18 protein-coding genes are annotated in these 24,389 nt (G+C 64.5%); 13 read left to right on the forward strand and 5 right to left on the reverse strand.

Annotated features, from left to right (window positions below):
- Nucleotides 1-379 precede the first annotated feature (379 nt).
- Both glnL and ntrC read left to right on the forward strand, forming a co-directional pair.
- Nucleotides 380-1,465 carry a nitrogen regulation protein NR(II) gene (glnL, locus tag K8374_RS22070; RefSeq protein WP_224457200.1) on the forward strand — a complete coding sequence of 362 codons (1,086 nt, stop codon included), beginning with the start codon at nt 380-382 and terminating at the stop codon, nt 1,463-1,465.
- Nucleotides 1,462-2,898: a nitrogen regulation protein NR(I) gene (gene ntrC / locus K8374_RS22075; protein ID WP_084853934.1), complete on the forward strand. Its 1,437-nt coding sequence runs from the start codon at nt 1,462-1,464 to the stop codon at nt 2,896-2,898. The genes glnL and ntrC overlap by 4 nt, the downstream gene beginning before the upstream one ends.
- Before the next feature lie 297 nt (nt 2,899-3,195).
- Here ntrC and K8374_RS22080 read toward each other — a convergent pair whose 3' ends face one another.
- On the reverse strand, nt 3,196-3,633 hold the full coding sequence (locus tag K8374_RS22080) for a hypothetical protein (protein WP_224457201.1): 438 nt from the start codon (nt 3,631-3,633) through the stop codon (nt 3,196-3,198).
- On the opposite strand from K8374_RS22080, the gene trmL reads away from it, so the two are divergent.
- A complete protein-coding gene (trmL, locus tag K8374_RS22085; RefSeq protein ID WP_224457202.1) occupies nt 3,632-4,087 on the forward strand; it encodes a tRNA (uridine(34)/cytosine(34)/5-carboxymethylaminomethyluridine(34)-2'-O)-methyltransferase TrmL in 456 nt (151 codons plus the stop codon). The genes K8374_RS22080 and trmL overlap by 2 nt on opposite strands.
- A 135-nt stretch (nt 4,088-4,222) precedes the next feature.
- On the opposite strand, the gene secB is transcribed toward trmL, so the two are convergent.
- From secB to K8374_RS22100, 3 genes are read right to left on the reverse strand one after another with little or no spacing between them, the layout of a single operon-like run.
- Complete coding sequence (gene secB / locus K8374_RS22090; protein ID WP_084853928.1) at nt 4,223-4,705, reverse strand: protein-export chaperone SecB; 483 nt, start codon at nt 4,703-4,705, stop codon at nt 4,223-4,225.
- Between the two features lie 40 nt (nt 4,706-4,745).
- Nucleotides 4,746-5,000 (reverse strand): glutaredoxin 3, encoded by a 255-nt coding sequence (gene grxC, locus K8374_RS22095; RefSeq protein ID WP_224457203.1) that lies wholly within the window; start codon nt 4,998-5,000, stop codon nt 4,746-4,748.
- Nucleotides 5,001-5,002: 2 nt separating this feature from the next.
- The gene (locus tag K8374_RS22100; protein WP_224457204.1) at nt 5,003-5,416 is read right to left on the reverse strand and encodes a rhodanese-like domain-containing protein; all 414 of its coding nucleotides are present in this window, start codon (nt 5,414-5,416) and stop codon (nt 5,003-5,005) included.
- 203 nt (nt 5,417-5,619) lie between these two features.
- On the opposite strand from K8374_RS22100, the gene gpmI reads away from it, so the two are divergent.
- The 4 genes from gpmI (at nt 5,620) to K8374_RS22120 (ending at nt 10,772) form a co-directional block, all read left to right on the forward strand.
- A complete protein-coding gene (gene gpmI / locus K8374_RS22105) occupies nt 5,620-7,155 on the forward strand; it encodes a 2,3-bisphosphoglycerate-independent phosphoglycerate mutase (RefSeq protein ID WP_224457205.1) in 1,536 nt (511 codons plus the stop codon).
- A gap of 138 nt (nt 7,156-7,293) precedes the next feature.
- Nucleotides 7,294-8,580 carry a murein hydrolase activator EnvC family protein gene (locus tag K8374_RS22110; protein WP_196144038.1) on the forward strand — a complete coding sequence of 429 codons (1,287 nt, stop codon included), beginning with the start codon at nt 7,294-7,296 and terminating at the stop codon, nt 8,578-8,580.
- Nucleotides 8,581-8,667: 87 nt separating this feature from the next.
- Nucleotides 8,668-9,999, forward strand: a complete 1,332-nt coding sequence (locus tag K8374_RS22115; RefSeq protein ID WP_084853921.1) for a S41 family peptidase — start codon at nt 8,668-8,670, stop codon at nt 9,997-9,999.
- Between the two features lie 8 nt (nt 10,000-10,007).
- The gene (locus K8374_RS22120; RefSeq protein ID WP_224457206.1) at nt 10,008-10,772 is read left to right on the forward strand and encodes a divergent polysaccharide deacetylase family protein; all 765 of its coding nucleotides are present in this window, start codon (nt 10,008-10,010) and stop codon (nt 10,770-10,772) included.
- 118 nt (nt 10,773-10,890) lie between these two features.
- On the opposite strand, the gene K8374_RS22125 is transcribed toward K8374_RS22120, so the two are convergent.
- Complete coding sequence (locus K8374_RS22125) at nt 10,891-12,894, reverse strand: BCCT family transporter (protein ID WP_411969566.1); 2,004 nt, start codon at nt 12,892-12,894, stop codon at nt 10,891-10,893.
- 420 nt (nt 12,895-13,314) lie between these two features.
- Between K8374_RS22125 and betI the strand changes: the two genes are divergently transcribed.
- The 6 genes from betI (at nt 13,315) to selO (ending at nt 24,234) form a co-directional block, all read left to right on the forward strand.
- Nucleotides 13,315-13,971: a transcriptional regulator BetI gene (gene betI, locus K8374_RS22130; protein ID WP_224457207.1), complete on the forward strand. Its 657-nt coding sequence runs from the start codon at nt 13,315-13,317 to the stop codon at nt 13,969-13,971.
- A gap of 38 nt (nt 13,972-14,009) precedes the next feature.
- The gene (betB, locus tag K8374_RS22135) at nt 14,010-15,482 is read left to right on the forward strand and encodes a betaine-aldehyde dehydrogenase (protein ID WP_084853913.1); all 1,473 of its coding nucleotides are present in this window, start codon (nt 14,010-14,012) and stop codon (nt 15,480-15,482) included.
- Between the two features lie 77 nt (nt 15,483-15,559).
- Complete coding sequence (gene betA, locus K8374_RS22140) at nt 15,560-17,257, forward strand: choline dehydrogenase (protein ID WP_224457208.1); 1,698 nt, start codon at nt 15,560-15,562, stop codon at nt 17,255-17,257.
- Nucleotides 17,258-17,525: 268 nt separating this feature from the next.
- A complete protein-coding gene (locus K8374_RS22145) occupies nt 17,526-19,268 on the forward strand; it encodes a potassium/proton antiporter (protein ID WP_224457209.1) in 1,743 nt (580 codons plus the stop codon).
- Between the two features lie 35 nt (nt 19,269-19,303).
- Nucleotides 19,304-22,612, forward strand: coding sequence for a mechanosensitive channel MscK (mscK, locus tag K8374_RS22150; protein WP_224457210.1), 3,309 nt, complete (start codon nt 19,304-19,306; stop codon nt 22,610-22,612).
- A 161-nt stretch (nt 22,613-22,773) separates the two neighbouring features.
- Nucleotides 22,774-24,234, forward strand: coding sequence for a protein adenylyltransferase SelO (gene selO / locus K8374_RS22155; protein WP_224457211.1), 1,461 nt, complete (start codon nt 22,774-22,776; stop codon nt 24,232-24,234).
- Nucleotides 24,235-24,389: the final 155 nt, after the last annotated feature.

Here is a 24,389-nt window from a genome sequence, read left to right on the forward strand (position 1 = left end):
GTAAGCTTCACCCAGCAAACGGCCTCTTCGGAGGCCGTTTCTGCTTTTACACCATCGACTCCCCCGCCATCTCGCCCTAGGCCGCACCACCGCATGGCTGTGCGAGCGCAGCCGAAGGCCCTATGCTCTATATTGGTGCATCGCTGCACGCAACGCCCCGCGATGCGTCCCAATAGAGGTCACAAGAAACGATAAACCAGGGCTTTTTGTCCTGATTTCGCACAAATCCAGGCCTTTATCCGGGAAATCCGCTTCTTTTCGGAGCCTTGGTTTGTTTCTTGCATTTTCCTTTGCACCGAGAGGATCACCCGCGCGCGCCCTAGCCCAGCCGGGGCCCACCCACGAGCCAACCACGCGCCCAAACGAGGTCCAAGACGCCATGACCATCAGCGATGCACAGCACCGGCTGCTCCTGGACAACCTGACCACCGCCACGCTTTTGCTCAATGCCGAGCTGCGCCTGGAGTACATGAACCCGGCGGCGGAAATGCTGCTGGCCGTCAGCGGGCAGCGCAGCCATGGTCAGTTCATCAGCGAGCTGTTCACCGAGTCCGCCGAGGCGCTCAACTCGCTGCGCCAGGCCGTGGAACAGGCGCATCCCTTTACCAAGCGCGAAGCCCAGCTCACTTCGCTGACCGGCCAGGCCATCACCGTCGACTATGCCGTGACGCCGATCCTGCACCAGGGCCAGACCTTGCTGTTGCTGGAAGTCCACCCACGCGACCGCCTGCTGCGCATCACCAAGGAAGAGGCCCAGCTGAGCAAGCAGGAAACCACCAAGATGCTGGTGCGCGGGCTGGCCCACGAGATAAAGAACCCTCTGGGCGGCATCCGCGGCGCGGCGCAGCTGCTGTCGCGAGAACTGCCTCATGACGATCTGCGCGACTACACCAACGTGATCATCGAGGAAGCCGACCGCCTGCGAAACCTGGTCGATCGTATGCTCGGCTCGAACAAGCTGCCTTCGCTGGCCATGACCAACATCCATGAAGTGCTGGAGCGGGTCTGCAGCCTGGTGGACGCCGAAAGCCAAGGTGGCATCACCTTGGTGCGCGACTATGACCCGAGCCTGCCGGACGTGCTGATCGACAGCGAGCAGATGATCCAGGCGGTACTCAACATCGTGCGCAACGCCATGCAGGCGATCGGCGGGCAGAACGACCTGCGCCTGGGCCGCATCACCCTGCGCAGCCGTGCGGTACGCCAGTTCACCATCGGCCACATACGTCACCGCCTGGTCGCGCGGATCCAGATCACCGACAACGGCCCGGGCATACCCACCGAACTGCAGGACACCCTCTTCTATCCCATGGTCAGCGGGCGCCCGGACGGTACCGGGCTGGGCCTGGCCATCACCCAGAACATCATCAGCCAGCACCAGGGCCTGATCGAGTGCGACAGCCATCCCGGCCAAACCACCTTTTCGATCTACCTGCCCCTGGAACAAGGAGCCACCGCCTCATGAGCCGAAGTGAAACCGTCTGGATCGTCGACGATGACCGCTCCATCCGCTGGGTCCTGGAAAAAGCCCTGCAACAGGAGGGCATGACCACCCAGAGCTTCGACAGCGCCGACGGAGTCATGGGCCGCCTGGCCCGGCAGCAACCGGACGTGATCATTTCCGATATACGTATGCCCGGCACCAGCGGCCTGGACCTGCTCGCACAGATCCGCGAGCAGCACCCGCGCCTGCCGGTCATCATCATGACTGCCCATTCCGACCTGGACAGCGCCGTGGCGTCCTATCAGGGCGGCGCCTTCGAATACCTGCCCAAGCCGTTCGATGTGGACGAAGCCGTCGCGCTGGTCAAGCGCGCCAACCAGCATGCCCAGGAGCAACAGGCGCTCGACGTGCCGACAAGCCTGGCCCGCACGCCGGAGATCATCGGCGAGGCCCCGGCGATGCAAGAGGTGTTCCGCGCCATCGGCCGGCTCAGCCATTCCAATATCACCGTGCTGATCAATGGTGAGTCCGGCACCGGCAAGGAGCTGGTGGCCCATGCGCTGCATCGTCACAGCCCGCGCGCGGCATCGCCGTTCATCGCGCTGAACATGGCGGCGATCCCCAAGGACCTGATGGAGTCAGAACTGTTCGGCCACGAAAAAGGTGCCTTCACCGGCGCGGCCAATCTGCGTCGCGGCCGCTTCGAACAGGCCGACGGCGGCACACTGTTCCTCGACGAGATCGGCGACATGCCTGCCGACACCCAGACCCGTCTGCTGCGGGTGCTGGCCGATGGCGAGTTCTACCGGGTCGGAGGGCATGTACCGGTCAAGGTGGACGTGCGCATCATCGCCGCCACGCACCAGAATCTCGAATCGCTGGTACAGGCCGGCAAGTTCCGCGAAGACCTGTTCCACCGCCTGAACGTGATCCGCATCCATATCCCGCGCCTGGCAGACCGGCGCGAGGACATTCCCGCCCTGGCGCGTCACTTCCTTGGCCGGGCGGCCAAGGAGCTGGCAGTGGAACCCAAGCTGCTCAAGCCGGAAACCGAGGAATTCATGCGCAACCTGCCCTGGCCGGGCAACGTACGCCAATTGGAGAACACCTGCCGCTGGATCACCGTCATGGCCTCCAGCCGCGAGGTGTTGATCGGCGACCTGCCGCCAGAGCTGCTCAACCTGCCGCACGATGCAGCGCCGGTGACCAATTGGGAACAAGCCCTGCGCCAATGGGCCGACCAGGCCCTGACGCGCGGTCAGTCGAACCTGCTCGACAGTGCCGTGCCCAGCTTCGAGCGCATCATGATCGAGACCGCCCTCAAGCACACCGCCGGGCGCCGGCGCGATGCCGCGGTGCTGTTGGGGTGGGGGCGCAACACCCTGACGCGCAAGATCAAAGAGCTGGGCATGCGGGTCGATGGCGGGGATGAAGAGGACGGCGACGACCACTGACGCAATCGCGGGGCAAGCCCGCTCCCACAGGAGGCCGCTGCCCTCAGCACCGTGCCCCCCTGTAGGAGCGGGCTTGTCCCGCGATTGCGTCTGCAAGGGCAACACCTCAAGCCGCCTCTTGCACCGATCCGGTGCCCACCGCACTGCGCAAAGGCACAAAAACTACCGAAAGTCCCGCCAGAACCGTTCTAAACCCAGCATTCACGGGCTTTTGCAGAACTGGCACGGCACCTGCAATACACCAGGTACCTCCAGTTTTGGGGACCTCGGTACAGGCAGGCCGGGATATCCCCTCTTTTATTCGTGCAGTTTCACCTGCACCCGCCAGCGCCCAGCGTCCTCTGCACCGGCCCACTCGCCGTGCAGGGGACGCGCGGCGACCACGGTCAGCAACAAACCCTCTTCGCTCTTGCGCAACCGCCACCCTGCGGGCTTGCCCTGTACCTGCAACTGTCCGCGCTGCTCCCGACCTTCGGCCTGGAAGACCAGCGCCACGGTGCCTTGCACATTCTCGCCATGCAGCCTGGGCTCACCGTCGAACCACAGGTCCAGGCCATCCTGCACCACGTCCACCTGTTCCAGCACCCGTTCCTCGGGCGCGGTCAGGCGGCCGATCATCAGGCCCACCATCAAGCCGACGATGGCCAGTGACAACAGCACACGTGGCCAGGCCTTCGATCGCAGGTCGGGTTCGAGGGTAGAATGCTCGTCATCATTACGCCTGGAGCCGTGCATGTTTCACGTCATCCTCTTTCAACCAGAGATTCCGCCGAATACCGGCAACATCATCCGCCTGTGCGCCAACAGCGGCTGCGACCTGCACCTGATCGAGCCGCTGGGCTTCGAGCTGGACGACAAGCGCCTGCGCCGGGCAGGGTTGGATTACCACGAGTATGCCACGCTCAAGCGTCACCAGAGCCTGGCCGATTGCCTGGAAAGCCTAGGTCAGCCGCGGCTGTTCGCCTTCACCACCAAGGGCTCGCACCCCTTCCATGAAGTGGCCTACCAACCGGGCGATGCCTTCCTGTTCGGCCCGGAGAGCCGCGGGCTGCCGGCTGAGGTGCTGGACAGCCTGCCGCCGGAACAGCGCCTGCGCCTGCCGATGCGGCCGGGGTGCCGCAGCCTTAATCTGTCCAATACCGTGGCAGTGACGGTATACGAGGCGTGGCGCCAGCAGGGGTTTGCCTGACAGGCCCAACCGCGGGCGGCGCTCGATCGGATAGGCGCTGAACCGTTCACGACGAACACCTGGCAGCCCTGACACATCCTCAAAACGCCCCATGAAAAAAGCGCCCCGAGAGGCGCTTTCTTCATACCGGCAGGATCACTGAACGGTCGGCGCTTCGCCAGCTTCCTGCATACGCTGCATCTCTTGCGCGTACAGGGCGTCGAAGTTGACCGGCGACAGCATCAGGGCCGGGAACGAACCACGGGTCACCAGGCTGTCGAGGGTCTCACGGGCGTACGGGAACAGGATGTTCGGGCAGAACGCGCCGAGGGTGTGGCTCATGGAAGCAGCGTCGAGGTTCTTGATCAGGAAGATACCGGCCTGCTGCACTTCGGCGATGAACGCCACTTCCTCACCATTCTTGACGGTCACCGACAGGGTCAGCACCACTTCGTGGAAATCGCTTTCCAGGGCCTTCTGGCGGGTGTTCAGGTCCAGCGAGACGCTCGGCTCCCACTGCTGGCGGAAGATCTGCGGGCTCTTCGGCGCTTCGAACGACAGGTCGCGCACGTAGATACGCTGCAGGGAGAATTGCGGGGAGTTGTCTTCGGCGGCGCCGTTGTTCTGCTGGTCTGTCATGGCAGATCCTTTTTCCTAATGGTTATGTAAGGGAAAGTGCTCAAGCCTCGAGCAGGGCATCGAGCTTGCCCGAGCGCTCCAGGGCATAGAGGTCATCGCAACCGCCAACGTGGGTGGTGCCGATCCAGATCTGCGGCACGGAAGTACGACCGGTCTTCTGGCTCATCTCGGCACGCACCTGGGGCTTACCGTCGACCTTGATTTCCTCGAAGGCCACCCCCTTGCTCTCGAGCAGGTACTTGGCGCGCATGCAATAGGGGCAATAGTCGCTGGAGTAGACGATGACAGGCTTCATGATCACTTCACCAGGGGCAGGTTATCGGCTTTCCAGCTGGAAACGCCACCGCTGAGCTTGGCGGCAGTGTAACCAGCCTTGAGCAGCTCGCGGCAGATGGTGCCGGACTGCTGGCCCATGCTGTCCACCACGATCAGGGTCTTGCCCTTGTGCTTGTCCAGCTCGGCCATACGGTTGACCAGTTTGTCCTGCGGGATGTTCAGGGCGCCGACGATGTGGCCCGCCCCGTATTCCTTGGCCGGGCGGATGTCGATCACCACGCCCTTGTCGGCGTTGACCAGGGCGGTCAGCTGACCATTGCTCAGGCTCTGGCCGCCACGGCGGATCTCGTTGATGAGCAGCAAGACCAGGAGAACGACGAAGATCGCGACGAGGATGTAGTGGTTTGTCGCAAATTGGATCAGGTTAGCAACCATCTGAGGGTGTTCCACGCGATTGAAAATGCCGGCCAGTATACACAGCCCCCAAAGCCGGCCAAAGCCCGCCGGGCCCGCTGGGAAAACACCTACATCGGCAGCCTGTCGGAGCGATGGCCGGCCATCCGGAGGAAATTGGCCGCGCTTGGCCGAATTGCCCTAGAATGCGTGTCTTTATCATCTTGCAACCGTGAGTAGGATTGATGACAAGCACGCCAAAACCCTTGGTCCTGATTATCCTGGATGGTTTCGGGCACAGCGAAAGCCCCGAGTACAACGCCATCTTCGCCGCCAACACCCCGGTCTACGATCGCCTGCGGGCCAGCCAGCCCCATGGCCTGATCTCCGGTTCCGGCATGGATGTCGGGCTGCCCGATGGCCAGATGGGCAACTCCGAAGTCGGCCACATGAACCTCGGCGCAGGGCGTGTGGTGTATCAGGACTTCACCCGGGTGACCAAGGCCATCCGTGATGGCGAGTTCTTCCACAACCCGGTCCTGACCGGCGCGGTGGACAAGGCCGTAGGTGCCGGCAAGGCCGTGCATATCCTCGGCCTGCTCTCCGACGGCGGCGTGCACAGCCACCAGGACCATCTCATCGCCATGGCCGAACTGGCCGCACAACGCGGCGCCGAGAAAATCTACCTGCACGCCTTCCTCGATGGCCGCGATACCCCGCCGCGCAGCGCGCAGTCGTCCATCGAACTGCTCGACGCCACCTTCGCCAAGCTGGGCAAGGGCCGCATCGCCAGCCTCATCGGCCGCTACTACGCGATGGACCGCGACAACCGCTGGGACCGCGTCGCCGCCGCCTACAACCTGATCGTCGACAGCGTCGCCGACTACACCGCCGACTCGGCCGTGGCGGGCCTGCAAGCGGCCTACGCCCGTGATGAAAGCGACGAGTTCGTGAAAGCCACGCGCATCGGCGAAGCGGTGAAGGTCGAGGACGGCGATGCCGTGGTCTTCATGAACTTCCGCGCCGACCGCGCCCGCGAACTGTCCCGCGTGTTCGTCGAGCCCGACTTCAACGAGTTCCCCCGTGCCCGCCTGCCGAAACTGGCCGCCTACATCGGCCTGACCCAGTATTCGGCCAAGATTCCGGCCCCGGCCGCGTTCGCCCCGGCCAGCCTGGACAACGTGCTCGGCGAATACCTGGCCAAGCACGGCAAGACCCAGCTGCGCATCGCCGAGACCGAGAAGTACGCCCACGTCACCTTCTTCTTCTCCGGCGGGCGCGAAGAGCCGTTCGAAGGCGAAGAGCGCATCCTGATCCCGTCGCCGAAGGTGGCGACCTACGACCTGCAGCCAGAGATGAGCGCACCGGAGGTCACCGACCGCATCGTCGAGGCCATCGAGCAGCAGCGCTACGACGTGATCGTGGTCAACTACGCCAACGGCGACATGGTCGGCCACACCGGCGTGTTCGAGGCGGCGGTCAAGGCCGTCGAGGCCCTGGATGGCTGCGTCGGCCGTATCGTCGAGGCGCTGGACAAGGTCGGCGGCGAAGCGTTGATCACTGCCGACCATGGTAACGTCGAGCAGATGGAAGACGCGTGCACCGGCCAGGCGCACACCGCCCACACCACAGAGCCTGTGCCGTTCATCTATGTCGGCAAGCGCGCCCTGAAGGTCCGCGACGGCGGCGTGCTGGCGGACGTGGCCCCGACCATGCTCAAGCTGCTGGGGCTGGAAAAGCCCGTGGAAATGACCGGCACCTCGATCCTGGTCGACGCCTGAGCCATTGCCAGGGGCTGCAAGGCAGCCCCGCTGCACGGTTTCCAGACAAACGCCTCGCCACAAATACCGCGAGGCGTTTTTTTTGCGGGCACGGGCGGGCATACTAGGCCAGTCTCCATCCCTGGTACGCCCAACCCCATGCTCCGCGCCCTGATCCTCATCGCCCTGTCCTGCCTGCTCAGCCCGGCCTTCGCCGATGAGCGTGCGCAGACCCAGCAACAACTGGAAGCCACCCGCCAGGACATCGCCGAGCTGAAAAAAATGCTGGGCAAGCTCCAGGAGGAGAAGTCCGGTGTGCAGAAAGACCTCAAGACCACCGAGACCGAAATCGGCGATCTCGAAAAACAGGTGGAGGCGCTGCAAGAAGAACTAAAAAAGACCGAGGGCGAGCTGGAGCGCCTTGATACCGAGAAAAAAAAACTCCAGAGCGCCCGCGTTGAACAACAGCGACTGATCGCCATCCAGGCCCGCTCCGCCTACCAGAGCGGCCGCGAGGAATACCTCAAGCTGCTGCTCAACCAGCAGAACCCCGAGAAATTCGCCCGCACCCTCACCTACTACGACTACCTGAGCAAGGCGCGCCTGGAGCAACTGCGCGCCTTCAACGAAACCCTGCGCCAGCTGGCCAACGTCGAGCAGGACATCAGCCGCCAGCAGGCGCAGTTGCTGGCCCAGCGCGGCAACCTCGACAGCCGCCGCCAGGAGCTTGAGGCCGTGCGCAGCGAGCGCCGGCAGGTGCTGGCCAAGCTCAACGGCGACATGAAGGCTCGCGACCAGAAGCTGCAGGCTCGCCAGCAGGACCAGGCCGACCTCACCAAGGTGCTCAAGACCATCGAGGAAACCCTGGCCCGCCAGGCCCGTGAAGCCGAGGAAGCTCGCCAGAAGGCGCTGCTGGCCCAGCGCGAGGCGGAAAAACGCCGCCAGCAAGAGGCCCTCGCCGCCCGCTCGGCCACCGAAACGCCCACGAAAAAGGCCCGCACCACGCTGGGCCCGCTGGTTTCCAGCGACGGCGCGAACTATGGCGGCGCATTTTCTGCCGCGCGCGGAAAACTTCCATGGCCAGTCAATGGTCGATTGCTGGCACGCTTCGGCGATGCACGCGGTGGCGATGCCCGGGCCAAGTGGGACGGCGTGATGATCGGCGCCAGCCCCGGCACCCAGGTACGCGCCGTGCACGGCGGGCGCGTGGTGTTCGCCGACTGGTTGCGCGGCGCTGGACTTCTGGTCATTCTCGACCATGGTAATGGTTACCTGAGCCTGTACGGCCACAACCAGAGCCTGCTCAAGAGCGCCGGCGATATCGTCAAGGCCGGCGAAGCCATCTCCACCGTCGGCGACAGCGGTGGGCAGGACAGTTCGGGCCTGTACTTCGCCATCCGCCAGCAGGGCCGGCCGACCGACCCGGCGCAATGGTGCCGGGGCTAGCCCCCTCAAACGTCTACGGCGTAGCGCAACCCAGCGCTGCGCCGATGCTCCCGCGGGAGCGCCAACAGGATCAGGAGTTCGTTCGACATGCTGCACTCGCCTCGCCTCACCCAGCTGGCCCTGACCATCGCATTGGTGGTCGGCGCGCCCTTGGCCTGCGCCGCCGAGCCGGCACCGGCAACGCCGGCCAGCCGCGCTGCGGTCCCGGCCACCGAGGTGACGGCCAACGCACCGCTGCCGCTGGATGAGCTGCGCACCTTCGCCGAAGTCATGGACCGCATCAAGGCGGCCTATGTCGAGCCGGTGGACGACAAGACCCTGCTGGAAAACGCCATCAAAGGCATGCTCAGCAACCTCGACCCGCACTCGGCCTACCTGGGCCCCGAAGACTTCCAGGAGCTGCAGGAAAGCACCAGCGGCGAATTCGGCGGCCTGGGCATCGAAGTGGGCATGGAAGACGGCTTCGTCAAGGTGGTATCGCCGATCGACGACACCCCGGCCTCGCGCGCCGGCATCGAGGCCGGTGACCTGATCGTCAAGATCAACGGCGCCCCGACCCGCGGCCAGACCATGACCGAAGCTGTCGACAAGATGCGCGGCAAGGTCGGCGAGAAGATCACCCTGACCCTGGTGCGCGACGGTGGCACGCCGTTCGACGTGACCCTCGCCCGCGCGGTGATCCAGGTCAAGAGCGTGAAGAGCCAGCTGCTGGAAAACGACTACGGCTATATCCGCATCACCCAGTTCCAGGTCAAGACCGGCGATGAAGTGGGCAAGGCCCTGGCCAAGCTGCGCAAGGACAACGGCAAGAAGCTGCGCGGCGTGGTCCTGGACCTGCGCAACAACCCCGGCGGTGTCTTGCAGTCGGCGGTGGAAGTGGCCGACCACTTCCTGACCAAGGGCCTGATCGTCTACACCAAAGGCCGCATCGCCAACTCCGAGCTGCGCTTCTCGGCCGACCCGGCCGATGCCAGCGAGGGCGTGCCACTGGTGGTGCTGATCAACGGCGGCAGCGCCTCGGCCTCGGAGATCGTCGCCGGCGCCCTGCAAGACCAGAAACGCGCCGTACTGATGGGCACCGACAGCTTCGGCAAGGGCTCGGTACAGACCGTGCTACCGCTGAACAACGACCGTGCCCTGAAGCTGACCACCGCGCTGTACTTCACCCCCAACGGCCGCTCGATCCAGGCCCAGGGCATCGTCCCGGATATCGAAGTGCGCCCGGCCAAGCTCACCGCCGAAGCGGACACCGACAACTTCAAGGAAGCCGACCTGCAAGGCCACCTGGGCAACGGCAACGGCGGCGCCGATCGCCCGACCGGCAGCGCCAAGCGCAAGGACCGCCCGCAGGATGGCGACTTCCAGCTCAGCCAGGCCCTGAGCCTGCTCAAGGGCCTGAACATCACCAAGGGTGACTGACCCTGCCCATGCGCTACCTGCTGTTCTCGCTGCTCTGCCTGCTGGCCGGCACCGCCCACGCGGCGCCGGCCAAGGCCTACATGAGCATCATCATCGATGACCTGGGCCAGAACAGCGAGCGCGACAGTCGCACCCTCGCCCTGCCAGGCCCGGTCACCTTGGCGATCATGCCCGACACACCCCACGCCACCGATTTCGCCCGCCAGGCCCACAAGGCCGGGCGCACGGTGATCCTGCACATGCCCATGGATCCGGCTACCGGGCCCTATGCCTGGACGCCAGGCACGCCGGTCGAGGAGCTGGCCCGGCGCCTGGACGCCGCCTTGGCCAAGGTGCCTTTCGCCGCCGGCATCAACAACCACATGGGCAGCCGCATGACCGCCCAGCCTGGGCCCATGGCCTGGCTGATGGGCGAACTGCAACGGCGCCACCTGTTCTTCGTCGACAGCCGTACCAGCGCCGCCACCGTGGCCGCGGCCAAGGCCCAGGAGCAGGGTCTGGCGCATGTTTCGCGGGATGTGTTCCTGGACGACGTGCGCACTACCGAAGCCATCACGGCCCAGTTGCAACAAGGCATCGCCCTGGCCCGCAAGCAAGGTTCAGCGGTACTCATCGGGCATCCCTATCCGCAGACCCTGGACGTTCTGGCGCGGGAGATACCTCGGCTCAGAGGCCAGGGCATCGAGCTGATCGACATCCACCAGATGATCGCCCAACGTGGCAACCAGGCGATGCCGGGCCATGGCCATAACGGGCGCTACAGCAACCGCTGAGAAGCAAATAGACGTAACACGGTTTGCGTTTTGGCACAGGGCGGAAATCGAGCGCCACCCATAAAGAAAAGAGCCCGATTCTCACGAACCGGGCCCTTCTTCATCGCATCAAGCCGTATCAGCTATACACACGGCCCAACAGCTGGCGATGGCTCTCGAACTGATCCAGCACATCGCGCACGATCTGCTCAGGCGTGAAGCCCATCAGGTCGTATTCCTGGCTGCCATCGTGCAGGTACACCTCAGCACGGTAGAAGCGCTGGGGCACTTCCGGCGCCCCTTCGACCTGCGCCTCGCTCGGCGCGGCCTGGTAGCCGTCAAGGCTGACTTCATAGACGAACGGGTTGCCCTCTTCCATCATCACCCGCAGGCCCATCAGGTTACGCGAGTGACCGGCACGGGCCTCGACCTCGAAGCCTTGCAGGCGCATCTGCGCGGCGGCGTCCTTGAGCGCCGGGCTCACGTACTTGTCCATGAAACGCTGGACCACGGCCTGGGTCGGCTGCAGGTCCATCTGGCTCAAGCGCTCGCTGAAGCCACGGCGGCCGCGGGCAGCCAGCTCGGCGCGCTCCTGCTCGACGGCCACGTCCTGCTTCATGGCCTTGTACAGGCCGAACATGAACAGCACCAGCACCACCGAGAACGGCAGGCCAGCCAGCACCACCATGGTCTGCATGGCTTCGAAGTTACCGGCAAACAGCAGGCCGATGGTGACCAGCGTGATGACCACCGACCAGAACACCACCATCCAGTGCGGCGCATCTTCGTCCACCTTGCCGCCTTTGCACGACAGGTTGGCCATCATCACCGCGCCCGAGTCGGCCGGGGTGAGGAACAGCACGAAGCCGACGAATACCGCTACACCGATGACGATCTTGGCGGCCGGGAAGTATTCCAGCAGCTGGTAGATCGACATCGAAGGCTGCTCGAGCGCCGTCTTGCCCAGTTCCACGGCGCCCTGGTTGATCACCAGGTCCAGCGCGGTGTTGCCGAAGATCGACAGCCAGGCCAGGGTGAAGCCCAGCGGAATCAGCAGCACGCCGGTCACCAGCTGGCGCACGGTACGGCCCTTGGAGATACGGGCGATGAACATGCCGACGAACGGGCCCCAGGAAATCCACCAGGCCCAGTAGAACACGGTCCACAGGCCCAGCCAGCGCTCGGACTTGCCCGCCTCGCCTTCATAGACATAGAGGTCGAAGGTCTTGAGCACCAGGCCGTTGAGGTAGTCGCCGATGTTCTGCACGAAGGCGTTGAGCAGGTGCAGGGTCTGGCCGCCGAGCAGCACGAAGATCAGCAGGCCGCTGAACAGGATGATGTTCAGGTTGGACAGGCGGCGGATGCCGTTCTCCACGCCCGATACCGCCGCTACGGTGGCAACACCGGCCATGACCAGGATGACCGCCAGCAGGTTGGTCTTGCTGTGGTCGATGCCGAACAGGTACTCCAGGCCCGAGGCCACCTGCATCGAGCCTATCCCTAAGTTGGTGACCAGGCCCAACAGGGTGACGAACATGCCGAAGATGTCCACGGCGTTGCCCGCGGCCCCCTTGACCCAACGCTCGCCGACCAGCGGGTACAGCGCCGAGCGCAGTGCCAGCGGCTGGTTGTGGCGATAGGCGAAGTACCCCACGGCCAGGCCGACCAGGGCGTAGATCGCCCAGCCGTGCAGGCCCCAGTGCAGGAAGGTCAGCTGCAGGCCCTGGCGCGCGGCCTCGAGGCTGGCCGAGGTGCCCTCTGGCGGGTTGAAGTAGTGGTCCAGCGGCTCGGATGCGCCAAAGTACAGCAACGAGATACCGATACCGGAGGAGAACAGCATGCCGGCCCAGGCGCCGTAGCTGAAGTCAGGCTGGTCGTCCTTGCCGCCCAGCTTGAGCTTGCCGTAGTCGGAGAAGGCCAGGTAGACGACGAACAGCAGGTAACCGCAGATCACCAGCATGTAGTACCAGCCGAAGGTGCGGGTCAGCCATTTCTGGGCAATGCCCAGCACATGGCCAGCTGTTTCAGGAACCGCGATGAGCAAGGCAGTCAAGGCGAGGACCAGCAGGGCGGAGGTGTAGAACACCACGCGGTTGACCCGCACGCGTTCGGCGGGAGGCTTGGTTAGGGAGGCAGAACTCATTGCACGAATGCTCCGGGCAAGTGCGGGGTGAAGGCTAATCAGATGTTTCCCAAGCAAATGGTGGAATAGCCCCACTGCGTCAGGTGTTATAAATGCACCTAGGAAACCGTGATCCCGAATCGAATCGTTGCAAAAAAAACAGTTCCAGCCCGCTCCAAAGGGCTTCCCGTTCGGCCTGTGACCGCCCGGCGGAATCTGTCATTCGCATCGCTCATGCCCGTCAACGCCTTGTATTCCGGGGGTTACGCGATTTCCTGGGGTGTCAATCCGTGCCTTCTCGACCGCCTGAAAAACTGTCAATGGCACAAATTGTCGCAGAGCTTATTCTTTATTGATTGAACGTTCAATCAAAACAAAATAGACTGGCCTTCGCCGAGGCAGCCGCTCGTCGTCTGATCGCAGGCCTGAGGAGATAGCAAGATGCCCAAGGTCGGTATGCAACCCATCCGCCGCCAGCAGTTGATCGAAGCCACGCTACAGGCTGTCGATCAGGTCGGCCTGGGAGATGCCAGCATTGCGCTGATTGCCCGTTTGGCCGGTGTGTCGAACGGCATCATCAGTCACTACTTTCGGGACAAGAATGGCCTGATCGCAGCGACGATGGGCTACGTCATGAGCATGCTCAACGAAGGGGTGGCGGCGCGTCGCCAGGCACTGACGGACGACAGCCCGCGTGCCCACCTGAAAGTGATCATCGAAGGCAACTTCGATGCGAGCCAGGTGAATGGCCCGGCAATGAAAACCTGGTTGGCCTTCTGGGCCTCCAGCATGCACCAGCCAGACTTGCACAGGTTGCAGCGGATCAACGACCACCGCTTGTATTCCAACCTGTGCTGCCAGTTCCGTCGCGTCCTGCCGCTCTACCATGCGCGCAAGGCTGCCCGCGGCCTGGCGGCCCTGATCGATGGCCTGTGGCTGCGTGGCGCGCTGTCCGGTGATGCATTCGACACCGACCAGGCGATACGGATTGCTTACGAATACATGGATCTACAACTGGCTAAACAGCAGACCCTGGGCACAACCGACCAGGCCTCTGAACCTTCGCGCGCAGCGCTTGCCGAGCAGGCAGGAGCGTGACGCGGTAGCCAACCACACACTGCACTTGCGAGGACACTATGGCCCGTTTCGGAACGCAAAAACTCTATATTGATGGTGGTTATGTCGACGCTAGCTCCGACGCTACCTTCGAAGCCATCAACCCGGCCACCGGCGAAGTCCTCGCCCACGTGCAGCGCGCCACCCAGGCGGACGTCGAGAAGGCCGTCGAAAGCGCCGAGCGTGGCCAGAAAGTCTGGGCTGCCATGACCGCCATGCAGCGTTCGCGCATCCTGCGCCGCGCCGTCGATATCCTGCGCGAGCGCAACGACGAGCTGGCCATGCTGGAAACCCTGGATACCGGCAAGTCGTACTCCGAAACCCGCTACGTCGACATCGTCACCGGCGCCGACGTGCTGGAATACTACGCAGGCCTGGTACCGGCCATCGAAGGCGAGCAGATCCCGCTGCGCGAAAGCTCCTTCGTCTACACCCGCCGCGAGCCGCTGGGCGTGACCGCCGGTATCGGCGCCTGGAACTACCCGATCCAGATCGCCCTGTGGAAATCCGCCCCGGCCCTGGCCGCCGGCAACGCCATGATCTTCAAGCCTTCGGAAGTCACCTCGCTGACCACCCTGAAACTGGCCGAGATCTACACCGAAGCCGGCCTGCCTGACGGCGTGTTCAACGTCCTGACCGGCAGCGGCCGTGAAGTCGGCACCTGGCTGACCGAACACCCACGCATCGAGAAAGTCTCCTTCACCGGCGGCACCACCACCGGCAAGAAGGTCATGGCCAGCGCTTCGAGCTCCACGCTCAAGGAAGTCACCATGGAACTGGGCGGCAAGTCGCCGCTGATCATCTGCGACGACGCCGACCTGGACAAGGCCGCCGACATCGCCATGATGGCCAACTTCTACAGCTCCGGCCAGGTCTGCACCAACGGCACCCGCGTGTTCGTACCGGCGTCGATGAAGGCCGCCTTCGAAGCCAAGATCGCCGAGCGCGTTGCCCGCATCCGCGTTGGCAACCCGGAAGACGAGAACACCAACTTCGGTCCGCTGGTCAGCTTCCCGCACATGGAAAGCGTCCTGGGCTACATCGCCAAGGGCAAGGAAGAAGGTGCGCGCGTACTGTGCGGTGGCGAGCGTCTGATGGACGGTGATTTCGCCAAAGGCGCCTTCGTCGCGCCGACCGTCTTCACCGACTGCACCGACGACATGACCATCGTCAAGGAAGAAATCTTCGGCCCGGTCATGAGCATCCTGACCTACGAAACCGAAGAAGAAGCCATCCGTCGCGCCAACGACACCGAATACGGCCTGGCCGCCGGCGTGTGCACCAACGACATCAGCCGTGCCCACCGCATCATCCACAAGCTCGAAGCCGGTATCTGCTGGATCAATGCCTGGGGCGAGTCCCCGGCCGAAATGCCGGTCGGTGGCTACAAGCAGTCGGGCGTCGGCCGTGAAAACGGCGTCAGCTCGCTGGCCCAGTACACCCGCATCAAGTCGGTCCAGGTCGAGCTGGGCGGCTACAACTCGGTTTTCTAAACCCTGTCTAGCCACGCCCGTGCCGCCGTGCACGGGCGTTTCCGCTCCCTGATCACCGCTAACACGAGGGTACTTCAATGTCCCAAGAATTCGACTACATCATCGTCGGCGCCGGTTCCGCCGGTAACACCCTGGCGACCCGCCTGACCGAAGACGCTGGCGTCACCGTCCTGCTGCTCGAAGCCGGCGGCCCGGACTACCGCTTCGACTTCCGCACCCAGATGCCGGCCGCCCTGGCCTTCCCGCTGCAGGGCCGCCGCTACAACTGGGCCTACGAGACCGACCCGGAGCCGCACATGGGCGGCCGTCGCATGGAATGCGGTCGCGGCAAGGGCCTGGGCGGTTCCTCGCTGATCAACGGCATGTGCTATATCCGTGGTAACGCCATGGACTTCGACGGCTGGGCGAAACTGCCAGGCCTGGAAGACTGGACCTACCTGGACTGCCTGCCGTACTTCCGCAAGGCCGAAACCCGTGACATCGGCCCGAACGACTACCACGGCGGCGACGGCCCGGTCAGCGTGACCACGCCCAAGGCCGGCAACAACCCGCTGTTCCATGCCATGGTCGAGGCCGGCGTGCAGGCCGGTTACCCGCGCACCGAAGACCTCAACGGCTATCAGCAGGAAGGCTTCGGCCCGATGGACCGCACCGTGACGCCGAAAGGCCGTCGCGCCAGCACCGCCCGCGGCTACCTGGACCAGGCCAAGAAGCGCCCGAACCTGACCATCGTCACCCATGCCCTGACCGACCGCGTCCTGTTCGACGGCAAGCGCGCCATCGGCGTGACCTACCTGGTCGGCGACAGCGAAGAGCGCATGGAAGCCCGCGCCCGCAAGGAAGTGATCGTCAGCTCCGGCGCCATCGCCTCGCCACAGCTGCTGCAACGCTCCGGCGTCGGCCCGCGCGAACTGCTGGAAAGCCTGGACATCCCAGTCGTACACGACCTGCCGGGCGTCGGCGAGAACCTGCAGGACCACCTGGAGCTGTACATGCAGTACGCCTGCACCCAGCCGGTCTCGCTGTACCCCTCGCTGCTGTGGTGGAACCAGCCGGCCATTGGTGCCGAGTGGCTGTTCAACGGTACCGGCATCGGGGCCAGCAACCAGTTCGAGGCCGGTGGTTTCATCCGTACCCGTCCTGAGTTCGAATGGCCGAACATCCAGTACCACTTCCTGCCGGTCGCCATCAACTACAACGGTTCGAACGGCGTGAAGGAGCACGGCTTCCAGGCGCACATGGGTTCCATGCGCTCGCCAAGCCGCGGCCGCATCAAGCTCAAGTCCAAGGACCCACGCCAGCACCCAAGCATCCTGTTCAACTACATGGCCACCGAACAGGACTGGCAGGAGTTCCGTGACGGCATCCGCCTGACCCGCGAGATCATGGCCCAGCCGGCGCTGGACCCCTACCGTGGTCGCGAGATCAGCCCGGGCGCCCACGTGCAGACCGACGAGGAACTGGACAAGTTCATCCGCGAGCACGCCGAAACCGCCTTCCACCCGTCCTGCTCGTGCAAGATGGGCACCGACGACATGGCGGTGGTGGATGGCGAAGGCCGCGTGCACGGCATGCAGGGCCTGCGTGTGGTCGATGCTTCGATCATGCCGATCATCATCACCGGCAACCTCAACGCCACCACGATCATGATCGCCGAGAAGATCTCGGACAAGATCCGTGGCCGCAAGCCGCTGCCGCGCAGCACCGCCAAGTACTACGTGGCCAATGGCGCGCCGGTCAAGGGCAAGCCGATGCGTGAGGTCAAGCAGGGTTGAGACCCTGGGGCCGCTTTGCGGCCCTTTGGCGGGGCAAGCCCTACAAGGATCGCGTTGCCCTTGAAGACTGCGCTGCACCTGTAGGAGCGGGCTCGCCCCTCGATAGCGTCGGCACTGCAACACAGAGAAAAGCACCTTGATCGGTGCTTTTTTCATTTGCAGAAACGCTTTACAGGCGGCCAATTCATCAGGTTAGAATCGATTGGCACGCGACCTGCTAGTCAACGCTGCCCTGCCCTTTCCCCCGCGATGTACCGGAGTACTGCCTTTGGATGCGAGCACCATCAACAGCCTGTTCCTGATCGGCGCACTGCTGGTTGGGGCAAGTATCCTGGTCAGCTCGCTGTCATCGCGCCTTGGCATCCCTATCCTGGTCATCATCCTCGCCGTCGGCATGGCTGCTGGGGTCGATGGTGGCGGTATCATCTTCAACAACTACCCGACCGCCTACCTGGTGGGCAACCTGGCCCTGGCCGTGATCCTGCTCGACGGCGGCCTGCGCACCCGGGTGGCCAGCTTTCGCGTGGCCCTGTGGCCGGCCTTGTCGCTGGCCACGGTGGGCGTGCTGATCACCACCGGCCTGACAGGCATGGTCGCCGCCTGGCTGTTCGACCTGAGCCTGATCCAAGGCTTGTTGATCGGTGCCATCGTCGGTTCCACGGACGCCGCCGCAGTATTCTCGCTGCTCGGCGGCAAGGGCCTGAACGAGCGGGTCTCGGCCACCCTGGAAATCGAGTCGGGCAGCAACGACCCGATGGCGGTATTTCTCACCGTCACCCTCATCGACATGCTCGCCAGCGGCCAGACCGGCCTGCACTGGAGCCTGCTCACCCACCTGCTGCGCGAGTTCGGCATCGGCAGCCTGCTGGGCCTGGGTGGCGGCTGGCTGATGTTGCAACTGGTCAACCGCATCAGCCTCGCCGGCGGCCTGTACCCGATCCTGGTGATCGCCGGCGGCCTGGCGGTGTTCTCCCTGACCAACGCCCTGCATGGCAGCGGCTTCCTGGCCGTGTACCTGTGCGGCCTGGTGTTGGGCAACCGGCCGATCCGCAGCCGCCACGGCATCCTGCACATGCTCGATGGCATGGCCTGGCTGGCGCAGATCGGCATGTTCCTGGTGCTGGGCCTGCTGGTCACCCCCCACGACCTGTTGCCCATCGCCCTGCCGGCCCTGGGCCTGGCGCTGTGGATGATCCTGTTCGCCCGGCCGCTGTCGGTGGTCGCCAGCCTGTTGCCGTTCAAGGCCTTCCACGGCCGCGAGAAGGCGTTCATTTCCTGGGTAGGCCTGCGCGGCGCGGTCCCCATCATCCTTGCCGTCTTCCCGCTGATGGCCGGGCTGCCGGATGCCCAACTGTTCTTCAACCTGGCATTCTTCATCGTCCTGGTATCGCTGCTGGTGCAAGGCACCAGCCTGCCGTGGATGGCCAAGCTGCTGAAGGTCACGGTGCCGCCGGACCCGGCCCCGATCTCCCGCTCGGCCCTGGAAGTGCACATCACCAGCGAATGGGAGCTGTTCGTCTACCGCCTGGGTGCCGAGAAATGGTGCATCGGCGCCGCGCTGCGCGAGCTGAAGATGCCCGAGGGCACGCGTATCGCCGCACTGTTCCGCGGTGAACAACTGCTGCACCCCTCGGGCAGCACGGTACTGGAGGTCGGCGATATGCTCTGTGTGATCGGCCATGAACATAACCTGCCAGCCCTGGGTAAACTGTTCAGCCAGGCACCGCAACGCGGCCTGGACCTGCGCTTCTTCGGTGACTTCGTGCTCGAAGGCGATGCCGAGCTCGGCGCGGTGGCTGCGCTCTATGGTCTGAAACTCGAAGGCCTGGACGCGAAAATGCCGCTGGCGCAGTTCATCCGACAAAAGGTCGGAGGCGCTCCAGTAGTAGGCGACCAGGTCGAATGGAACAGCACGATCTGGACCGTGGCGACCATGGAGGGGAACAAGATCCAGAAAGTGGGCGTCAGATTCCCCGAAGGTACCCGCCCCGGTCCCGGGTTGTTCCTCTAAACTCCGATTTGCCTCGTTTCACAAGAATTCTGCCTATGTCCCTGCGTTCAACTCTCAGCGCAGCCCTGCTCGGGCTGTGCCTGTCACTTTCGTTCCTGGCTTCTGCGGCCGAGGCGCCCACCGCCGCCGGCATCCAGGGCAGCCTGGACAAGATCGCCGACCGCAAGCTGCCCGAAGCCGAGCAGAAGGCCCTGCAGCAGGTGCTCGAACAGACCCTGAGCCTGCTAGCCAGCCAAGAGGACAACGCCCGCAAGCTGGCCGACCTCAAGCAGCAGATCGCCAGCGCGCCCAACGAGATCCGCGAAAGCCAGCGTGAGCTCGCCAAGCTCAAGGACAGCAAGACCGTGCCGGTGGCCCAGCGTTATGCAAGCCTGGGCGTGCCCCAGCTCGAGCAGATGCTCGGCGAGCGCAGCGCCCAGCAGGGCGACCTGCAAAAGGCGCTGTCGGAGGCCAACAGCCTGATCATCAATTCCCAGACCCGCCCGGAGCGGGCCCAGGCCGAGATCAGCAGCAGCCAGACGCGCATCCAGCAGATCAACAACAGCCTCAAGAGCGGCAAGGACAACGGCAAGCCGCTGACCGCCGACCTGCGCAACCAGCTCGCCGCCGAGCTTGCCGCCCTCGACAGCCGGATCCTGCTGCGCCGCCAGGAGATGGCCAGCAACAGCCTGCTGCAGGACCTGGGCAACGCCCGCCACGACCTTTTGATCGAACGCGCCACGCGCCTGGAGCAGGAAATCCAGGACTTGCAGACGTTAATCAACGACAAGCGCCTGGCCCAGTCCCAGCAGACCGTCACCCAGCAGTCGATCGAGGCGCAGAAGGCTGGCGGCAGCACCTTGCTGGCCAATGAAAGCACGGCCAACCTCAAGCTCTCCGATTACCTGCTCAGAAGCACCGACCGCCTCAACGAGGTCACCCAGCAGAACCTGCGCACCAAGCAGCAGCTCGACAGCCTGACCCAGGCCGACCAGGCCCTGGACGAGCAGATCGACGTGCTCAAGGGCAGCCTGTTGCTGTCGAAGATCCTCTACAAGCAAAAGCAATCCCTGCCACACCTGAAGGTCGACCGTGACCTGGCCGACCAGATCGCCGACATCCGCCTGTACCAGTTCGAGGTCAACCAGCAGCGCGAGCAGATCAGCAGCCCGTCCACCTATGTCGACAAGCTGTTGGCCAACCAGCCCGGTGAAGACGCCACGCCCCAGCTGCGCAAGGCCTTGCTCGAAGTGGTGATCACCCGCAGCGACCTGCTCGAGCGCCTGAACCGTGAGCTGTCGGCCTTGCTCAACGAGTCCATCACCCTGCAGCTGAACCAGAAGCAGTTGCTCGGCACCGCCCAGAACCTGCGCACCACCCTGGAAGAGCAGATGTTCTGGATCCCCAGCAACAAGCCCCTGGACTGGGAATGGCTGAGCTATGTACCGCAGCGCCTCGCCGACCAAGTGGCCAACCTGCCGTGGGGCTCGGGCATCAAGGAGCTGGCCGATGGCCTGGTCCAGCGCCCGCTGCTGTTCCTGCCGTTGTTGCTGGTGATCGGCGCGCTGCTGTGGCGACGCAAGTACCTGTACCAGCGCCTGGGCAAGGTGCACCAGGACATCGGCCACTTCCGCCGCGACAGCCAGTGGCACACGCCCCAGGCGATCTTGATCAACATTCTCCTGGCCCTGCCGGTCGCCCTCGGCCTGGCGCTGGCCGGCTACGCCCTGCAGATCGACGCCCGGGGCCAGAACGCCAACCTGGGCGCCGCCCTGTGGCAGATCGCCCAGGCCTGGCTGGTGTTCTACACCGCCTACCGCATCCTCGCCCCCGGCGGTGTGGCCGAGATCCACTTCCGCTGGTACAAGCCTCAGGTCGAATTCCTGCGCGGCTGGGTACGCCGCCTGGGTACCGTGGTGCTGGCCCTGGTCGGCGTGGTGGCGGTGGCCGAGCACCAGCCTTCGGCCCTGGCCGACGACGTGCTGGGCATCGGCGTGGTCCTGACCTGCTATGCCCTGATGGCCTGGCTGCTCAGCCGCCTGCTGCTCAGCAGCCCGGCGCACCGCGACACCTCGCTGTTCCGCAAGGCAGTCGGGGTGGCCTTCACCGCGCTGCCCATCGCCCTGTTCGTGGCGGTGTGCTTCGGCTACTACTACACCGCCCTGAAGCTCACCGACCGGCTGATCTACACCTTGTACCTGCTGCTGTTCTGGCTGGTGATCGAGGCGGCGTTCGTGCGCGGCCTCTCGGTGGCCGCGCGGCGCCTGGCCTACCAACGCGCGCTGAGCAAGCGCCAGGCCGCCAAGGAAGGGCTCGATGGCGAAGTGATCAGCGAAGAGCCGACCCTGGACATCGAACAGGTCAACCAGCAGTCCCTGCGCCTGATCCGCCTGGCCTTGCTGGGTGGCTTCATCGGTGGCCTGTACTGGGTCTGGTCGGACCTGATCACCGTGTTCTCCTACCTCAACAACGTGACCCTGTACGAATACAGCAGCGGCACCGGCGCGGCGGCGAGCATGGTACCGATCAGCCTCGGCGACCTGCTCGGCGCCCTGGTGATCGTCGGCATCACCTTCGCCCTGGCCGGCAACTTGCCCGGCCTGCTGGAAGTACTGGTGCTGTCGCGCCTGAACCTGGCCCAGGGCAGCGCCTACGCCACCACCACACTGCTGTCGTACACCATCGTCGGCGTCGGCATCGTCAGCACCCTTTCGACCCTGGGGGTGAGCTGGGACAAGCTGCAATGGCTGGTGGCCGCGCTTTCGGTGGGCCTGGGTTTCGGCATGCAGGAGATCTTCGCCAACTTCATCTCCGGCATCATGATTCTCTTCGAGCGCCCGGTGCGCATCGGCGACACCATCACCATCGGCAACCTGTCGGGCACGGTGAGCAAGATCCGCATCCGTGCCACCACCATCACCGACTTCGACCGCAAGGACATCATCGTCCCCAACAAGACCTTCATCACCGGCCAGCTGATCAACTGGTCGCTGACCGACACGGTCACCCGGGTCACCCTGAAGCTTGGCATCGACTACGGCTCGGACCTGGACCTGGTGCGCGACCTGCTGCTCAAGGGCGCCCATGAAAACCCCCGGGTACTCAAGGACCCGGAGCCGATCGTGTACTTCCTCAACTTCGGCGAGAGCTCGCTGGACCATGAGCTGCGCATGCACGTGCGCGACCTGGGCGACCGCAACCCGACGCTCGATGAGCTCAACCGCTACATCAGCCGCGAATTCAAGGCCCATGGCATCAAGATCTCGGTGCGCCAGGTGGAGGTGTTCCTGATCGACACCAAGGGTGGCAAGCAACAGCTGGTGCCGGCGGAAAACCTGAAACCGGATGGCACTGCATCGGCCTGAGTGCACTCGAATACTTTATTCTGTGCAGAATCCTTGCGCGGGCTGCGCCCTCGTTCGCGGGGCAAGCCCGCTCCTACAGACTCCATGCGCCCCTTGTAGGAGCGGGCTTGCCCCGCGATCGGGCCGCAGCCCCTTTGGCATCGACTCCAGGAGCAGGCCCCGTGAAAGCCCTCGACCAACTGACCTTCGACAACCGCTTCGCCCGCCTGGGCGACGCCTTCTCCACCGAGGTGCTGCCCGACCCCATCGCCGAGCCGCGCCTGGTGGTGGCCAGCGAGGCGGCCATGGCCCTGCTCGACCTGGACCCAGCCCAGGCCGAACAGCCGGTGTTCGCCGAGCTGTTCAGCGGCCACAAGCTGTGGGAAGAGGCCGACCCGCGTGCCATGGTCTATTCCGGCCACCAGTTCGGCTCCTACAACCCACGCCTGGGCGATGGCCGTGGCCTGCTGCTGGGCGAAGTCCTCAACGACGCCGGCGAGCACTGGGACCTGCACCTCAAGGGTGCCGGCCAGACGCCCTATTCGCGCATGGGCGACGGCCGCGCCGTGCTGCGCTCATCGATCCGCGAATTCCTCGCCTCCGAGGCCTTGCACGCCCTGGGCATCCCCAGCAGCCGCGCCGTGTGCGTGATCGGCTCGAGCACCACGGTCTGGCGCGAAACCCGTGAAAGCGCGGCCATGCTCCTGCGCCTGGCCCAGAGCCACATCCGCTTCGGGCATTTCGAGTACTTCTACTACACCCGCCAGCCCGAGCAGCAGAAGGTGCTCATCGACCATGTGCTGGAACACCACTACCCCGAGTGCCAGGATGCAGAGCAACCGTACCTGGCGATGTTCCGCACCATCGTCGAGCGCAACGCCGAGCTGATCGCCTACTGGCAGGCCTACGGTTTCTGCCACGGGGTGATGAACACCGACAACATGTCGATCCTGGGCATCACCTTCGACTTCGGCCCATACGCCTTCCTCGACGATTTCGACGCCAACTTCATCTGCAACCACTCCGATGACCGCGGCCGCTACAGCTATTCCAACCAGGTGCCCATCGCCCACTGGAACCTGAGCGCCCTGGCCCAGGCCCTGACCACCGTGATCGAAGTGGAGCCGCTCAAGGAGGCCCTGGGGCTGTTCCTGCCGCTGTACCAGGCCCACTACCTGGACCTCATGCGCCGGCGCCTGGGCCTGACCACCGCCGAGGACGACGACATGGCACTGGTCGAGCGCCTGCTGCAACGCATGCAAAGCGGCGGTGTGGACTACAACCTGTTCTTCCGCAAGCTGGGCGACCGACCGCTGGCAGAGGCCCTGAAGGTGGTACGCGACGACTTCATCGACCTGGCCGGTTTCGATGCGTGGGGCCAGGACTACCTGGCCCGCTGTGAACGCGAACCCACCCATGCCGAAGGCCGGCGCGCGCGCATGCATGCGGTCAACCCACTGTACATCCTGCGCAACTACCTGGCGCAAAAGGCCATCGAAGCGGCCGAAGCCGGGGACTACAGCGAAGTGCGGCGCTTGCACCAAGTGCTGTGCAAACCATTCGAGGAGCAACCGGGGATGCAAGCCTATGCCGAGCGCCCGCCCGAGTGGGGCAAGCACCTGGAAATCAGCTGCTCGTCCTGATGATCACGCTCCCCTGTAGAGCGGCCTTGCGCCGCGATGGGGCGCGCAGCGGCCCTAGGACCAGCGAACGCGGTGCATCAGGAAAAACGCGCTTACCGGATCAGGACCGCTTCGCGCCCCATTGCGGCACAAGGCCGCTCCAAGGGGCGCGCAAG

Origin of the sequence: Pseudomonas sp. p1(2021b) (assembly GCF_020151015.1) — a bacterium.
In the GTDB taxonomy this organism is placed as follows: domain Bacteria; phylum Pseudomonadota; class Gammaproteobacteria; order Pseudomonadales; family Pseudomonadaceae; genus Aquipseudomonas; species Aquipseudomonas putida_K.

What these genes read in the sequence shown, in the direction of transcription:
- K8374_RS22125 (WP_411969566.1), bottom strand. Translation starts at nt 12,894, where the DNA reads ATGAGTTCTGCCTCCCTAACCAAGCCTCCCGCCGAACGCGTGCGGGTC.
- secB (WP_084853928.1), bottom strand. Translation starts at nt 4,705, where the DNA reads ATGACAGACCAGCAGAACAACGGCGCCGCCGAAGACAACTCCCCGCAA.
- gpmI (WP_224457205.1), top strand. Translation starts at nt 5,620, where the DNA reads ATGACAAGCACGCCAAAACCCTTGGTCCTGATTATCCTGGATGGTTTC.
- betB (WP_084853913.1), top strand. Translation starts at nt 14,010, where the DNA reads ATGGCCCGTTTCGGAACGCAAAAACTCTATATTGATGGTGGTTATGTC.
- K8374_RS22120 (WP_224457206.1), top strand. Translation starts at nt 10,008, where the DNA reads ATGCGCTACCTGCTGTTCTCGCTGCTCTGCCTGCTGGCCGGCACCGCC.
- ntrC (WP_084853934.1), top strand. Translation starts at nt 1,462, where the DNA reads ATGAGCCGAAGTGAAACCGTCTGGATCGTCGACGATGACCGCTCCATC.
- K8374_RS22115 (WP_084853921.1), top strand. Translation starts at nt 8,668, where the DNA reads ATGCTGCACTCGCCTCGCCTCACCCAGCTGGCCCTGACCATCGCATTG.
- trmL (WP_224457202.1), top strand. Translation starts at nt 3,632, where the DNA reads ATGTTTCACGTCATCCTCTTTCAACCAGAGATTCCGCCGAATACCGGC.
- mscK (WP_224457210.1), top strand. Translation starts at nt 19,304, where the DNA reads ATGTCCCTGCGTTCAACTCTCAGCGCAGCCCTGCTCGGGCTGTGCCTG.
- K8374_RS22110 (WP_196144038.1), top strand. Translation starts at nt 7,294, where the DNA reads ATGCTCCGCGCCCTGATCCTCATCGCCCTGTCCTGCCTGCTCAGCCCG.
- K8374_RS22080 (WP_224457201.1), bottom strand. Translation starts at nt 3,633, where the DNA reads ATGCACGGCTCCAGGCGTAATGATGACGAGCATTCTACCCTCGAACCC.
- glnL (WP_224457200.1), top strand. Translation starts at nt 380, where the DNA reads ATGACCATCAGCGATGCACAGCACCGGCTGCTCCTGGACAACCTGACC.
- grxC (WP_224457203.1), bottom strand. Translation starts at nt 5,000, where the DNA reads ATGAAGCCTGTCATCGTCTACTCCAGCGACTATTGCCCCTATTGCATG.
- K8374_RS22100 (WP_224457204.1), bottom strand. Translation starts at nt 5,416, where the DNA reads ATGGTTGCTAACCTGATCCAATTTGCGACAAACCACTACATCCTCGTC.
- betA (WP_224457208.1), top strand. Translation starts at nt 15,560, where the DNA reads ATGTCCCAAGAATTCGACTACATCATCGTCGGCGCCGGTTCCGCCGGT.
- betI (WP_224457207.1), top strand. Translation starts at nt 13,315, where the DNA reads ATGCCCAAGGTCGGTATGCAACCCATCCGCCGCCAGCAGTTGATCGAA.